This window comes from Noviherbaspirillum humi (genome assembly GCF_900188095.1).
Classification (GTDB): domain Bacteria; phylum Pseudomonadota; class Gammaproteobacteria; order Burkholderiales; family Burkholderiaceae_D; genus Noviherbaspirillum; species Noviherbaspirillum humi.
This window is the reverse complement of sequence record NZ_FZOT01000016.1, coordinates 62,062-75,131: the sequence shown is the minus strand read 5'-3', so window position 1 is coordinate 75,131 and position 13,070 is coordinate 62,062. Positions and strand designations below refer to the sequence as shown.

Genomic DNA, 13,070 nt, shown 5'->3' with positions numbered 1-13,070 from the left:
CGCCTCATGCCGCCAGGATTGCCAGCGCCAGCAGCGCCAGGTAGACCGCAGCATAGGGCGCCATCCACAGCGACAGCCGGAACGACGGCACCCGGTTGATGGCCTGCACCAGGCCCAGCGTACCGCTGAAGGGGCCGAGCATGTAGGTGACGACCGCGCTGCCTATCATCGCCACGGCGAGCTGGCTAGCGCCGATGCCCAGCGCCTCGGGCCTGAGGGACTCGCCGAGCAGGGCGATGGCCACCAATGGATGCACGCCGACGAAGGAAGCCGCCAGCGCCATCAGCGGCAGCAACAGCAGGAAGGGCGTCGTGCCGACCAGGTCGTGCAGGCGCAGGAACATCAGGTTGGCCTCGTGGTCGGCGCCCGACAGCCGCATCGCGGCGGAAACGAAACCGGCGCCGAGGAAAATGGCGAATTGGTCGGCCATGCGCGGCAGCCGCTGCGCCATCTCCCGCCGCGTTTCATGGATGAATTCGCCCGGCTTGCCCAGCAAGGCGCTCCAGCCGAAGGCGAAGGGCAGCGCCAGCACCGTCACCACCGCCAGCAGGCCGATGCCGGTCCAGCGGTCGACCAGCACGATAGCCGTCACCAGCAGCAGGATCGCCACGCCCATCTGCACCAGCTTGCCCAGCGGCGCAGACGGGCCGTTCGGGGCTGCTTCAAAACCGGTTGCCCGATCCCCGCCGCCTTTCGCTTCGATCAGATGAAACGCCAGCCAATTCGCCGCCAGGCTGGCCAGGCTCAGGCCGAACAGGATGGGGAAGACGTCGAGCCAGTCCACCCGCAGGTTGTGCAGCACTACGCCCACCACGCCCGACACCGGCGTCCACAAAATGGGCAGCACATAGCCCGAGATGGCCGAGACGGCGATGAAGCGCTCGCGGTTCCTGATGGGGTAGGCGGCCACCGCCGGCGCCATGGCCGTCATCATGATCGGCACCGCGGCCAGGCTCATGAAGGAGCCGCAGATGAAGGCCAGCAGGGTGACCAGGCAGTTGAGCTGGAACACGCGGCGCACGCGGCGCTGCAGGGCCGCTTGTATCGCCTGGCTGTAGCCGCCGAGGCGAACCGGCACCGACAGCACCGGCAGCACGGCGAACAGCGCCAGCAGGTAGGCCATTTGCGCGTAGGCGCCGAGATACGCTTGCCAGCCGACGCTGGCCCGCAGCAGCATCCAGTTGCCGGCGACGAGGAAGACCAGACACAGCGCACGCGCCGAGCGGCCGGCTGCCGGCAGCGACACCAGGATGGCGAGTGCCGACAATACCCACAGCAGGGGCTGCAACGAATGCACTCCCAGGATGCCGGCCGCCACATGGCACAGCACCACGGCGGCATAGAGCGCGGTGCGCAGGCTGGCGAAGGCGGTCGGGCGGGAAGCGGGCGGCGCGGCGCGGGAGGAAGCGGTCATCGGAAGGAACACGCGACAGCGTGGTGTGCCTGTTTGGGACGGGCGCCAAGGTTACCGCAAAGCGGATGCCGCCGCCGCCGGCAAGAAACGAAAAGCGGCGCAATGGCCGCTTTCGCACATCAATACCGAAGAGAAGCTTACTGTGGCGGATACATGCGCACCCAAGCGGAACCGCTCACGCCGCCGCCGCTGACCGCCGGCTGGCTGTTGACGGTGATGGACTGGCCGACCAGGTTGCGCTGCGCGACGGTGGCGGTGGCCGGCCGCACCAGCGGCACGGAGGAAAGCGTTGCCTGCATCGAGAAGTGGCCGGCGATGTTTTCCAGGGCGGCCAGCTTCGAGCCTGCCTGCGAGAAGGCGTTTTCCAGATCGACCAGCAGCACGATGCTGGTGGTGTCGCCCTCATGGTCGAGCAGCTGCCACAGCGGCAGCAGACGCACCGATCCGGCTGGCACCGGCAGGGTTTCGCGCACCTCGACGCCGGCTGCGTTGCGGCCGTAGACGTAGAGCTGGGCGCCGTCCAGCGCGCGTGCCGACGTCAGCTCGCCATTGGCATCGCTTTGCAGCTCCACCTTGTCGATCACGAACTTCATGCTTTCCGCCACTTCTCCGGCGCCGATGCCCTGGGAACCGGGCAGCTCGGTCAGTTCGAAGGCAACGCGGCCGACCACCGTCTGGTTGGCTACCGCCTGGCTCGCCGATGTGCGCTGCACCACCTTTTCGACGCGGAACCCGAAAGCGGCCAACGGCGCCGCCGGCGCGATCGCCGATGCCGGCACCGGCGCGGTGGCATCGCCATCCTTGCTGCCGGAGGCGAAATCGTACATGCCGGTCGCGCCTTCGAAGTCGGTCAGGCCAACCGGAAAGTAAATGGAGCGGTCGCGCTTGATGTAAACCAATTGCTCGGCCACCAGCGCCAGGTAGCCGGCGAGCTGCTGGTCGGTGGCGGGGCTGGCAGCAGTGCCCGAGCCGGTGCTGCCGCCGGTGGAGGTGCCGCTGCCGGTTCCGGTGGTCGTAGTGCCGCTGCCGGTGGTATCGGTGGCAGTGCGGTTTCCGGTTGCCGAGGTATTGACGGCAGTCGTGCTTGAGCTGCCATCGCCGCCTCCGCCGCCGCATGCTGCAACCAGCATCGCGGCGGCAACCAGCACCGCGATTTTCTTTTTCTCGAGCATCTCGGGCTCCTTGAGTAATGAAGGTTGTCGGAAAACCGGACGAGCATCGCCGGTTGCAGACGACAGTATTTCGTCGGCGACCATGGCATGCATTGGCAAAAACCAATTGCACAGCCGTGCGGGACGCATCGGGATCAAAGGTTTTGCGTATGGATGGCGGGAGATTGCGATGGGTCAGAAGGTATGCCGCGATTCGCGACGCCGCTGTAACGCAGGGCGGCCTTGAGGAATTACCCCATGTCTTTTCTGCCGCGGCACCGTCTTAAGGCGGAATTTCCGCTCCTGATTTTTTGGGAAGTTTGTCCAGTAGCCTAAAGCGGACCGGCGAAAGACCCTTCTTTCGGATCGTTCATCACCTGTACTGCTTGCCATGAACGTGGAGTGTGCAAATGCGCGGGAGTCGAAAGCTGCTGAACCTATCATCGACTCATCGACAGGAGGATGGCTATGGGTGAGCGGGCAGCGTTATCGACGAGTGTCCAAAGGCGTTGAATCGGCCTTTATGAATCGGGAACGACACATCATCAAGCCGATGAAGTGTGTGTCATTCTCCATGCAAGGAGATGCCGCTTCTTTCGAGGCTTGCTGCCGGCCCGCTTCATCAGGCTGACAAGTATTGCCGGTATTGGCTGGCACGGTATTTCGGGCAGAGACGATTCCACAGTTCGAGCCCGGCAGCGGCGGCCAAGGCCAATACCCACGGCAAACAATGGCCGCCGCTTGCGCTGCGTCGCTCAACCGAAATGACGCAGCCGTGCTGCCAGCACCGGCGACATGACCATGAAGGCGATGCCGACCGCCAGGAAGCCGCCGCGAGCGGGATCGTAATCCGACAGGATGCGCGCCCGGTCGTAGCCGAGCGCCAGGCCAAGCCCGAACTCGAAGGCCAGCATCAAGCCCGCCCAGAGCAGGCCGGTGCCGATCTGCAAGGGAAGGGTGCGGGCGCCGATCCAGCGTATGCACAGGCAGGCGATGAGCAGGATGATGAGCGATCCGGTGGCCACGCTCAACTGGCGCGCCGGCAGGTCGCCCATCATCGGCTCCAGGAAGAGGCGGCGCAGCGTGCCATGCACCGACTCCGCGGCGGCGATCAACAGCCACGCCAGCACCGCCCGGCGCCATCTCATGGCATCAGTCCTCGGTGCCGGCAGGGGCGAGCGTGATCAGCGCCGGCTGCAGGGCGCGGATGCGGCGGTCGACGTAGTAGCCGCCGTATTCGGTATAGCGCAGATAGCAGCGGCTGCACTGGCGGCATTGCCAGATTTCGCTGCGGTTGGCCGGATAGTAGTTGAGGGCGATGGGCGCATCCGGCGACCAGAGGTTGGTGCCGTGCGGATGATGCTCGCGCACCGTCGGCTCTTCGTCGGCCTCGGAAGCCACCCGGCCGAGCGGCTGCAGCAGCTCCTCGGGGAAGCTGGTGGACTGGCTCTCCCAGCTGGCATGCGGCTGCCTCGCGCAGGCGCACGCCACGGAAACGACGGCAGACGCTTCGGCCAGCTGCATGATGGTTTCGGGGGATAGGGGTGGCAAGCTCATCGTCCTTCCTGTCGACTGTGATCGCGCCGGGATGGTACCGCGTCGGCGCCGATAGCGCGAGAAGAGGCTGGCGCAGCGCGTTCCGCCGTTACAGGATGCCGCGCTCCCGATAAGGCTCGTTTTTCATCACGCGCTCATAACCGAGGCGGCCGAGGTCGATGGTTTCGAAGCGTCCGGCATCGATCAGTTCGGCAATGGCGCGGCCGGCCGCCGGCGCATGCATCATGCCGTGGCCGGAGAACCCGGCGGCCACATAAAAGTTCTCATGATTTCCCGTCCACGTGCCGATGATGGGATTGCCGTCCAGCTCGCATTGCTCGTACAGGCCGGACCAGGTGCGGTGGCATTTCACGCCCCCGAAGGCCGTCGGGAAGCGGTGCGCCAGGGCCGGCCACACCACTTCGTCGAAATAGCGGTGGTCGACATCGAAGTTGAATCCGCGCGGCTCATTCGAATTGACCAGGCCGCCCGAGAAGCCGCGGCCCTCGGAGCGGAAGGCGAGGCGCTGCAGGTCCTTCACGTAGGGCAGCGGCTCTATTTGGCGATGGCCGGTGAAGTAATGCTCGAAGCGGCGCAGCGGCGACACCGGCAGCGCCATGCCGGCCATGGCACTCACCTGGGCCGACCAGGCGCCGGCGGCATTGACGAAATGATCGGCTTCGATGACGCCACCCCCGCCCAGGGCGGCGGCGCTGATGCGGCCGTTGTTCAGCACGAAGCCGCTGACGCGGTCCTGGATGAATTCGACGCCGAGCGACTTCACCTTGCGCCGGGTGCCCTGGAGGAAGCCGTTCGGGTCGCACCAGCCATCGCCGGGCGACCAGGCGCCGCCGTCGAGGTCGTCCACATGCATGGATGGCAGCAGGCTGCGCAGTCCGTCGCGGTCCAGCATGCGGACATCGGCGCCGAGCGACTGCTGCACCCGGGCATTTTCCTCGAGCATGCGCATCGCGGCATCGCCCGCCACGATGAAGAGATAGCCCTGTTCCACCCAGTCTATCGGCGCCGGCTCGTTGCCGACCGCCATCTCGGCGGCGAAATGGCGGATGCGCTCGATGCTGAAGTTGGACATCTCGATGTTCTCCGGGCAGGAGAACAGGCGCCGGGCGCCGCCGGAGGCGCGCACCGTGGAGGCGTATTCGTAGGTCGCGTCCGGCTCCACCACCGCGACTTCGATCGCCGGCGCGCGCTGCTTCAGGAAGTAGGCAACATAGCAGCCGACGATGCCGCCGCCGGCGATCAGAACATCGTATTTCCGGCGCTCGCTGCCCATGCCGTCCTCCCGAAACCATCGTCGATGAAGACGATCTTACCAGTCATCCGCCGTGTCGATTCTCCGGCAGGGGCGGCAGCGGGCTGCCTGTTCCAACAGCGCGGTCAGGAGCGTGCTGCCTGCTCCGTCAGCACCGCGCGGGTACGGCGGGCTGGCGTCGATGCCAGCCTGCGTTCGCCCAGCAGCAGCTCCTTCACCAGCGCGACGCAAGCCTGGTCGCGGCCCGCAGGCGTCAGGCTGTCGGCCGGCGCCGCCAGCAGCTCGCCGATGGCGGCAAAGCGTACGCCGGCGGTATGCATGGCCAGGTCGAGCGTGCGCTCGCGCGACACGATCACGTCGCCGATCCAGCCGCTGAAGATCTCGTACCAGTTGTCGTCCAGTGCCTTCTCCTGGGCCGCCGACTTGGCGACCTGGGCGAAGGAGATGCCGCCGTCGCGCGAGTGGCGCAGCAGGGTGGCGAACACGAAGACGAAGGCGTCCAGGGGCAGGAACACGGTCGCGCGCGTCACCGCATGCGCCAGCACCATGCCGTTGGCAATCGCCTGGCCGTTCCATTCGCCTTCCAGCGCCATGGCGGCATGCATCGGGAAGATGCGCAGCAATGAATGCACGTAGGCCCAGCAGGCGGCCTCGCTCTCACAGGCGCCGTTGAGTTCCGGCAGCGTCACCGGCTTGTTGGCGAAGAACTTGTCGACCAGCTTGTTGTAAGGCGTGTCGGGATGGGCTTTTTCCCGGGTCTTGCGGTAGCGCTCGATGTCGAGCGCGCTGCTTAGCATCTTGATATCCGTGGTGCTCAGCTTCATGGTCCTCTTTCGATAGAACCGTTAGTGAGTTACGGCGGGAAATAGTTCCAGTGGAAAAGTCGTTTATCGGAAATCAAATCAGGCGTAGAGCAAGAGGCGCGGACGCGCATGAGCGGGGTCATGCTTCTCGCCGCTCGCGTTGAAGGCGCAAGACCTTGACGATATAGTAAGCGGCATCCCACCTCGCGAGGAGAATGGCGCATGAATGCTGACACCAGGGCGTTGTTGAGCGAAGCCTTCGCCATCATCGATGGCATCCCGGACGACGCCATCCGCTTCGGCGCGCCGCGCAGCATCAAGGGCCCGACGCTGGATGACGGTACGGTCTGTTCACCGGAAGGCTGGCTGGCCCAGCATCCCCGCTTCATCGAACGCGGCCTGAGACTGACGGAGGACGGCAGCGCCATTCTTTACCGCGGCGAAGGCTCGGCCAGCGTGCCGGCCGCTCTGCCGATGGCGCGGGCCCTCGGTCTGCCGCTGGACGAAGCGCGCCGCCTGTTCGGGCAGCGCGAGGAATTCACCGCCAACCCCGACAATCCGCTCACCGACAAGCAGCTCTGGGAGCAACGCGTGCGCGAGGTGCTGGGCAAGGCGCACAGCCCGCGCGCCGAGGTGCAGGAACTGGCGGAGACGGGCAGCCTCGATCCGCATTTCGGACACGATGTGCCGTTGTAGCTCAATGAATCGTCACTTGTGACAAACCGGATTCGACCTGTTAACCGGTCTCGGATTCTGCCGCGATGCGAAGCTGGACATATTTCAGAGCGCGGCCAAAAGCGGCCAGTCCGGCATTCAGCAACCTCGGCAAAGCATCCTCGCTGGCGCTTGTGAGATTACGCGGATCAGCTTTTCCCTTTCAGTTTGCTTTTACTCCGGATCATCAATCCCTCACTCGGAAGTGCAGTTGTAACCCTATCAAGTAAATAAAATTAATCAATTTTCCCCATGCCGTAGAACTGGCTATGCTGGTCGTGTGTCTTAGACATCTTGTGTTTTAGCTAACCGTTTACCTTTTCAGGGGACCCGGGATGCCCAGGTTGACAGTCGGCAAGGAAGCGACCAGTCCAATCGAAATTCATTACGAAGACTATGGCCACGGAAAGGCCGTCGTCATTATTCACGGCTGGCCGTTGAGCGGCCGCTCGTGGGAGGCTCAGGTGCCGGCGCTGATTGCTGCCGGATACCGTGTGATTGCTTTTCCACGTTGATCAAATGTCCACTCAATCAAGGAGCAGAGCGTGAACAAAATCGATTTCAAAACTTTTGAACGGGAAGCACTTGCCAGTGGACACGACGAAGCGCTGGAACGGCGTTGGGAGCCGAATTCGCAGCAGGGTACTCACAGCCATCCTTTCGATGCGGAGGCCGTGGTCGTGCAGGGCGAAATGTGGTTGACATGCAAAGGGACGACACGTCACCTGCTTCCGGGGGACACGTTCACGCTTGAGCGGGGCGAACTCCATGAAGAGCGCTATGGACCCGTGGGGGCGACCTATTGGGTGGCACGCCGCAATGCCGTCAAGCGTGAGCAAGGCGCATCGACGCCAGATGAGAAATCGGTCCTCTGAAACGCGAAGCGCTCGAAGCTGTAAATTTCAAGCTGCAAGAACAAGTTTCGTTTTCCATGGCGCCGATAAGGGATACCGAACCGCGATCGGTTATTTCTGCGTTACAAGGCGTGGCCACCAGGCCTATCATCCGCGGATTTGAATTCGACTCGATGCCATATCGCGTCGGCCATACCGAAACACCCATCAGATTTGGATCTTTCGATCTCATTTTTCAGTGCAGATAATGGATTTCGACTTCGAAATCCATTATCGAACTTTATTCGTCAAAGGAACGCTCATGTCCGAAGAAGCAAAGTGCCCAGTCGCACACCAGAAAAAGCAAACCCGTACCAATGCACATTGGTGGCCCGATCAGCTGAACCTCAGCATGCTGCACCAGCACGGAAAACTGGGCGACCCCATGCTGGAGGATTTTGACTACAAAAAGGAATTTCAGAAGCTGGACCTGAAGGCCGTCGTCGCTGACCTGCATGCGCTGATGACCGATTCTCAGGACTGGTGGCCTGCCGACTATGGCCATTACGGTCCCTTCTTCATCCGCATGGCCTGGCACGCTGCCGGCACTTATCGCATCTTCGACGGCCGGGGCGGTGCTCGTTCCGGTGAGCAGCGCTTTGCGCCGCTTAACAGCTGGCCGGACAACGGCAATCTGGACAAAGCGCGCCGCCTGCTCTGGCCGATCAAGCAAAAGTACGGCAAACAGCTCTCCTGGGCCGACCTGATGATCTTGGCGGGCAACGTCGCGCTGGAATCCATGGGCTTCAAGACGTTCGGCTTCGGCGGTGGCCGCGAAGACGTGTGGGAACCGACCCCTGTGGACTGGGGCCCGGAATCGTCCTGGCTGGGTGACGAACGTTACAGCGGCGACCGTGAACTCGCCAAGCCGCTGGCCGCAGTGCAGATGGGCTTGATCTACGTGAATCCGGAAGGACCGAACGGCAATCCCGATCCCGCCAAATCGGCGCGAGACATCCGCGATACTTTCGGCCGCATGGCGATGGATGATTACGAGACGGTCGCCTTGGTCGCCGGCGGGCATACCTTCGGCAAATGCCACGGCGCTGGTCCGGCCCACCACGTCAGCCACGAACCGGAAGCCGCGAACGTCGAGGAACTGGGTTTCGGATGGAAGAACGCTTATGAAACCGGCATCGGCGCGCACACCATCACAAGTGGATTGGAGGGCGCCTGGACACCGACCCCAACCCGATGGGACATGAGCTATTTCGAAACCCTGTTCGGCCACGATTGGGAGCTGACCAAGAGTCCGGCCGGCGCGCACCAGTGGAAACCCAAGGGCGAGGCAGGACGCAACGTGCCGGACGCGCATATCCCCGGGAAGTTGCACCAGCCGATGATGAGCACGGCTGACATGGCGCTGCGTGTCGATCCGGCGTACGAAAAGATCTCGCGTCACTTCATGGCCAACCCGCAGGAGTTTGCGGATGCCTTCGCCCGCGCCTGGTTCAAGCTGACGCACCGCGACATGGGTCCCAAGGTCCGCTACCTCGGCCCCTTGGTGCCGCAGGAAGATCTGCTCTGGCAGGACCCGGTGCCGCCTGTCGATCATCCCCTGGTCGACGATGCGGACGTCGCGGCGCTGAAAAAGAAAGTGCTCGACTCGGGCTTGACGATTCCGCAGTTGGTCAAGACGGCATGGGCTTCCGCCTCCACCTTCCGGGGCAGCGACCTGCGCGGCGGCGCCAATGGCGCGCGCGTTCGACTGGCCCCGCAGAAAGACTGGGAAGCCAATGAGCCGGCCGAATTGGCAAAGGTGCTGTCCAAGCTGGAAGACATTCAGAAAGACTTCAATGGTTCGGCTGGCGGCGGCAAAAAGATTTCGCTGGCCGACCTGATCGTTCTGGGTGGCTGTGCTGCAGTGGAAGCCGCTGCGCAGAAAGCCGGGCACAAGATCAATGTGCCTTTCAGCCCTGGACGCACCGATGCCTCTCTGGAGCAGACGGACGTCAATTCATTTGAGGTGTTGGAGCCGGCAATCGATGGCTTCCGCAACTATGTGCGGAAAGGCGGAGAAGAGCATGTGGCCAACGGCATGATCGACAAGGCGAGCTTGCTGACCTTGACGGCGCCCGAGATGACCGTGCTCGTTGGCGGCATGCGGGCACTCGGCGCGAATGCCAACCATGTACAGCATGGCATGTTCACGAATCGCCCAGGTACGCTGACGCCGGATTTCTTTGTCAACCTGCTCGACATGCGTACGGCATGGAAGAAGGTGGAAGGCTCGCCCGGCGTGTTCGAAGGCACGGATCGGAAAACGGGAGAACGGCGCTGGACGGCCACCTTGGCTGACCTGATCTTCGGCTCCAACGCACAGCTGCGCGCCCTCTCTGAGGTGTATGCGGCGCGCGATGGTGAAGCCCACTTCGTGCAGGACTTCGTCGCGGCCTGGACCAAGGTGATGAACCTGGATCGCTTCGATTTGAAAAACGCCACGGCTGCTTGAACCGGCACTACGATGAAAAGGGGTTACCCATGCACTGGGCAGCCCCTTTTCAAATTCTTGAATGGATCCTGTGTCTTCGATGGCGCTCCGCATCGTGTCCCGAGGTCCGCTTCGCATTTGTCGATGAGCAGCTCGCTATTGCGAGCTTTCTTATGCTTCGGATTGAAAAGAAGTTTTCGGCGGCAGGCCCTGTCTCAATTGGGCTTCCCTTGTATTGATATCCGGAGCAAGCGAGTCAAGTTTTCCTGGCTTACCGGCTGAGGAAGCCAGTCGGCTCGTTGAGACGACGCATGGTACTTGCCCCTACTCGAACGCCATCAAGGCAAGCGTTGACGTCAAAACGACAACGAGATCTTGATGCTGCCAAGCGCGGGTTGGTGAATGATCGTCGCCTGCGCGACGTGTCGTTCCAATGCGGGCGCGCAGGAGGCAGGATGGTGATGTCGTCGACCAGGTTCAGACACCGAATGCGCATGCCATCGGCCAGAGCATCATGCACGAAGTCCATGCACCAGGCATGATTGGGGTGATCTGGCAGCAGCAAGGACAACCGTTCGTCTGCCAGAAGAGACTGGGCAGGTCACTTCCATAAGCTTGATAGTGCGCATCTGGCAGCCAAGGGGAAGCAACGGGCAATTCAGCACGGCATAAGAAAGCATCCCCGCACAGCCGGCTGCAACCGGCAACGAACCATAGATGCAAAGCAAAATGCCAGCATTCAAGCTGGCATTTCAGTGTTACCGCGGATGTCCGCGTCGAGCGCGGCGAGGCTTAGATGGCATCGGCGATCGCGCGAACCTTGTCGAGCTGCTCGCGGCTGACGCTGTGGCCAACGGAGACGGCATGCTTCATGGCTAAGGTGCTAGCCAGGACATCAACCAGGCCGCTCACAGACAGGCCGGTGGAACGCTTGGCGTTGGAGGTGGTGGTCATGGCACTTTCCTTTCCTTGAATTGTGCTGCTGTGTATTCAAGATATGCCTTGCCAGCCATGATTCCCAATTTCAATTGGTGTTATGAGTAATCATTCCTGTGAATGTCTACGACAGCCCTCATGAAAGACAGGACGTGATACAGACGCGTGCTGCTGGAGGATCAATTGGAGTCATTACGGATGAAGCCGTTGGTAAAAAATTATGCTTACGCTACGTACCTAATACATCGCCCCTAGCTACATGTTAAATTGCATTTGTTAAGGAAGTAAGGACCGTATCGGATCGCTGAAGAAAGCGATTGCAGAAAAGTAGAAGCGCCAACCTTGTACGAATATGAACCTGCCTGTCGAGCGGTTCAGCTGAGTGGCAAAACCCGTTTCGTTATTGCGTCCGCGCCTGCCATTATGACCACCCCCTACATCGCAATCATTGAGAGCAGCGGTCCGCATCCATCAGACCGGAAAGCCAAAGTCTTGGACCCGGAAATCAGTTACCCATCCTTGATTGAGGAAATCCTGCTCATGGCGCCGGGTTTCGCTGCCGACTGCGAGGTGGTCGTCAAGATATTCCCGGCCGAGGACTTTGCAAGGTACTTCGATCCAGAAATGAAGCAGATTTTGGATGAGGAAGTTTATCCGGACTATCAGTCGACTTGCTTGACCTATACCGGGGTCGATGAAGACATGCGTCATATGGTCAAGGAGCACGACATAGGCGGGTTCGAGATCAAGTCTTACCAGTTGGGCGGCAAGCTATACCTGTATCCTGAGGACATCCCGGAGGCGAAGCGCTCCAGCGCGAAAGAAGTCTGGGTCTATGCGCCTTATCGGAAAGGCGATCCGATGTTTGATACGGTCGATGAAATTCGATGACATCTAACCAGGCAGGATCTCAATGGCGATATTCAGGAAGTCTGGGCAATGCTACGGGAGTATGGTCTTTAAAACGCCGCTCCATAGGCAATCAGACGCCGACTAAGGCACCCGCCGATCCCCTTCCCGCAGGCTCCCCCGCTTCTCTCCCACGCGCCCCTGCCCATGCGGGCACATGTCGAGCAGCAGGCATTGCCTGCATTTCGGCTCGCGCCAGGTGCAGGTGTCTTTCCCGTGCCGCATCAGCACCTGGTGATTGTCATACACCTGCTGCGCATCCCAGTCCGGCGGCAATTGCGCTTCCAGCACGTCGTGCGACGCGCCGACCGGCAGGCTTTCCGGAATCAGGCCGAGCCGCGCCGCTACCCGGTGATGGTGGCTGTCCACCGGCAGGGCCTTGCCGCGCAGCGAGCTGAAGGAGATAACCGCCGCGCTGGTCTTGGGGCCGACGCCGGGAATCGTTTCCAGCCAGGCGCGCGCCTGTGCCACCGGCCAGTCGCGCAGGAAGTCGAGCGACAGCTCGCCGTTGAGGCGGCGGCCGACTTCCGTCAGCACCGACTGTATGCGCGGGGCCTTCTGTTCCGGCCAGGTGCAGGTGGAAATCGCCTCCTGTACTTCCTGCACCGGCGCATCGCGCACCGCCGCCCAGTCGGGGAAGCGCTCGCGCAGCGCGCGAAAGGCGGCGGCCGAATCCCGGTTGCGGGTGCGGTGCGACAGCAGGGCGGACACCAGCTCGCTCAAAGGGTCGATCGAGTGGAAGTAATGAAGCGGGCAGCCGTAGTGGGCGCACAACCGCTGGTGCGCCTCCAGCGCGCGCGACTTGAGGTCCGGCTCGGGCGCGCGCTCCCAGTCGGCGCTGAAGCCGGGAAACATCTGCTGCTGCATGGCTGCTCCTCGGGACGACGCCATGCCGGCGGCCGGCTGTCCCATCGTGTTGGCATGAAAGCCTTTAGAACCGGTGCAGGCTGCTTGGTTTCTGCAGCGTCATAAGGCTGCGTTTAACCCAGCGACGATCCATGGACAAGCCG

At 62.2% G+C, this 13,070-nt stretch carries 13 protein-coding genes; 5 read left to right on the top strand and 8 right to left on the bottom strand.

Translation table 11 applies throughout. The annotated features are described in order from the left end of the window. Positions 1–4: 4 nt before the first annotated feature. The 6 genes from CHB88_RS19165 to CHB88_RS19140 form a co-directional block, all read right to left on the bottom strand. Positions 5–1,414 (bottom strand): hypothetical protein, encoded by a 1,410-nt coding sequence (locus tag CHB88_RS19165; protein ID WP_089400949.1) that lies wholly within the window; start codon positions 1,412–1,414, stop codon positions 5–7. Positions 1,415–1,551: 137 nt separating this feature from the next. Next, entirely contained in the window at positions 1,552–2,586 is a 1,035-nt protein-coding gene (locus CHB88_RS19160) for a hypothetical protein (protein ID WP_089400948.1), read from the bottom strand. Positions 2,587–3,320: 734 nt separating this feature from the next. Then, a complete protein-coding gene (locus CHB88_RS19155) occupies positions 3,321–3,713 on the bottom strand; it encodes a hypothetical protein (RefSeq protein ID WP_143131367.1) in 393 nt (130 codons plus the stop codon). Between the two features lie 4 nt (positions 3,714–3,717). Beyond that, positions 3,718–4,122 (bottom strand): hypothetical protein, encoded by a 405-nt coding sequence (locus tag CHB88_RS19150; protein WP_089400946.1) that lies wholly within the window; start codon positions 4,120–4,122, stop codon positions 3,718–3,720. Positions 4,123–4,210: 88 nt separating this feature from the next. Beyond that, entirely contained in the window at positions 4,211–5,395 is a 1,185-nt protein-coding gene (locus CHB88_RS19145) for an NAD(P)/FAD-dependent oxidoreductase (RefSeq protein ID WP_089400945.1), read from the bottom strand. Between the two features lie 104 nt (positions 5,396–5,499). Beyond that, positions 5,500–6,198 carry a hypothetical protein gene (locus CHB88_RS19140; RefSeq protein WP_089400944.1) on the bottom strand — a complete coding sequence of 233 codons (699 nt, stop codon included), beginning with the start codon at positions 6,196–6,198 and terminating at the stop codon, positions 5,500–5,502. Between the two features lie 201 nt (positions 6,199–6,399). Between CHB88_RS19140 and CHB88_RS19135 the strand changes: the two genes are divergently transcribed. The 4 genes from CHB88_RS19135 (at position 6,400) to katG (ending at position 10,236) form a co-directional block, all read left to right on the top strand. Then, complete coding sequence (locus tag CHB88_RS19135; protein WP_089400943.1) at positions 6,400–6,873, top strand: hypothetical protein; 474 nt, start codon at positions 6,400–6,402, stop codon at positions 6,871–6,873. A 353-nt stretch (positions 6,874–7,226) separates the two neighbouring features. Next, on the top strand, positions 7,227–7,406 hold the full coding sequence (locus CHB88_RS19130) for an alpha/beta fold hydrolase (RefSeq protein ID WP_217900199.1): 180 nt from the start codon (positions 7,227–7,229) through the stop codon (positions 7,404–7,406). Positions 7,407–7,436: 30 nt separating this feature from the next. After that, on the top strand, positions 7,437–7,766 hold the full coding sequence (locus CHB88_RS19125; RefSeq protein ID WP_089400942.1) for a cupin domain-containing protein: 330 nt from the start codon (positions 7,437–7,439) through the stop codon (positions 7,764–7,766). A 280-nt stretch (positions 7,767–8,046) separates the two neighbouring features. Next, positions 8,047–10,236: a catalase/peroxidase HPI gene (gene katG, locus CHB88_RS19120; RefSeq protein ID WP_089400999.1), complete on the top strand. Its 2,190-nt coding sequence runs from the start codon at positions 8,047–8,049 to the stop codon at positions 10,234–10,236. A gap of 771 nt (positions 10,237–11,007) precedes the next feature. Here katG and CHB88_RS25250 read toward each other — a convergent pair. Further along, positions 11,008–11,169, bottom strand: coding sequence for a hypothetical protein (locus CHB88_RS25250; protein WP_176442557.1), 162 nt, complete (start codon positions 11,167–11,169; stop codon positions 11,008–11,010). Positions 11,170–11,574: 405 nt separating this feature from the next. On the opposite strand from CHB88_RS25250, the gene CHB88_RS19105 reads away from it, so the two are divergent. Continuing rightward, positions 11,575–12,042 carry a hypothetical protein gene (locus CHB88_RS19105; protein WP_089400940.1) on the top strand — a complete coding sequence of 156 codons (468 nt, stop codon included), beginning with the start codon at positions 11,575–11,577 and terminating at the stop codon, positions 12,040–12,042. A gap of 102 nt (positions 12,043–12,144) precedes the next feature. Here CHB88_RS19105 and CHB88_RS19100 read toward each other — a convergent pair whose 3' ends face one another. Then, entirely contained in the window at positions 12,145–12,927 is a 783-nt protein-coding gene (locus CHB88_RS19100; protein WP_217900198.1) for an endonuclease III domain-containing protein, read from the bottom strand. Positions 12,928–13,070: the final 143 nt, after the last annotated feature.

Bases quoted from the DNA above. Each gene is read 5' to 3' on its own strand.
- CHB88_RS19165 (WP_089400949.1), bottom strand. From the start codon at position 1,414: ATGACCGCTTCCTCCCGCGCCGCGCCGCCCGCTTCCCGCCCGACCGCC.
- CHB88_RS19160 (WP_089400948.1), bottom strand. From the start codon at position 2,586: ATGCTCGAGAAAAAGAAAATCGCGGTGCTGGTTGCCGCCGCGATGCTG.
- CHB88_RS19155 (WP_143131367.1), bottom strand. From the start codon at position 3,713: ATGAGATGGCGCCGGGCGGTGCTGGCGTGGCTGTTGATCGCCGCCGCG.
- CHB88_RS19150 (WP_089400946.1), bottom strand. From the start codon at position 4,122: ATGAGCTTGCCACCCCTATCCCCCGAAACCATCATGCAGCTGGCCGAA.
- CHB88_RS19145 (WP_089400945.1), bottom strand. From the start codon at position 5,395: ATGGGCAGCGAGCGCCGGAAATACGATGTTCTGATCGCCGGCGGCGGC.
- CHB88_RS19140 (WP_089400944.1), bottom strand. From the start codon at position 6,198: ATGAAGCTGAGCACCACGGATATCAAGATGCTAAGCAGCGCGCTCGAC.
- CHB88_RS19135 (WP_089400943.1), top strand. From the start codon at position 6,400: ATGAATGCTGACACCAGGGCGTTGTTGAGCGAAGCCTTCGCCATCATC.
- CHB88_RS19130 (WP_217900199.1), top strand. From the start codon at position 7,227: ATGCCCAGGTTGACAGTCGGCAAGGAAGCGACCAGTCCAATCGAAATT.
- katG (WP_089400999.1), top strand. From the start codon at position 8,047: ATGTCCGAAGAAGCAAAGTGCCCAGTCGCACACCAGAAAAAGCAAACC.
- CHB88_RS25250 (WP_176442557.1), bottom strand. From the start codon at position 11,169: ATGACCACCACCTCCAACGCCAAGCGTTCCACCGGCCTGTCTGTGAGC.
- CHB88_RS19105 (WP_089400940.1), top strand. From the start codon at position 11,575: ATGACCACCCCCTACATCGCAATCATTGAGAGCAGCGGTCCGCATCCA.
- CHB88_RS19100 (WP_217900198.1), bottom strand. From the start codon at position 12,927: ATGCAGCAGCAGATGTTTCCCGGCTTCAGCGCCGACTGGGAGCGCGCG.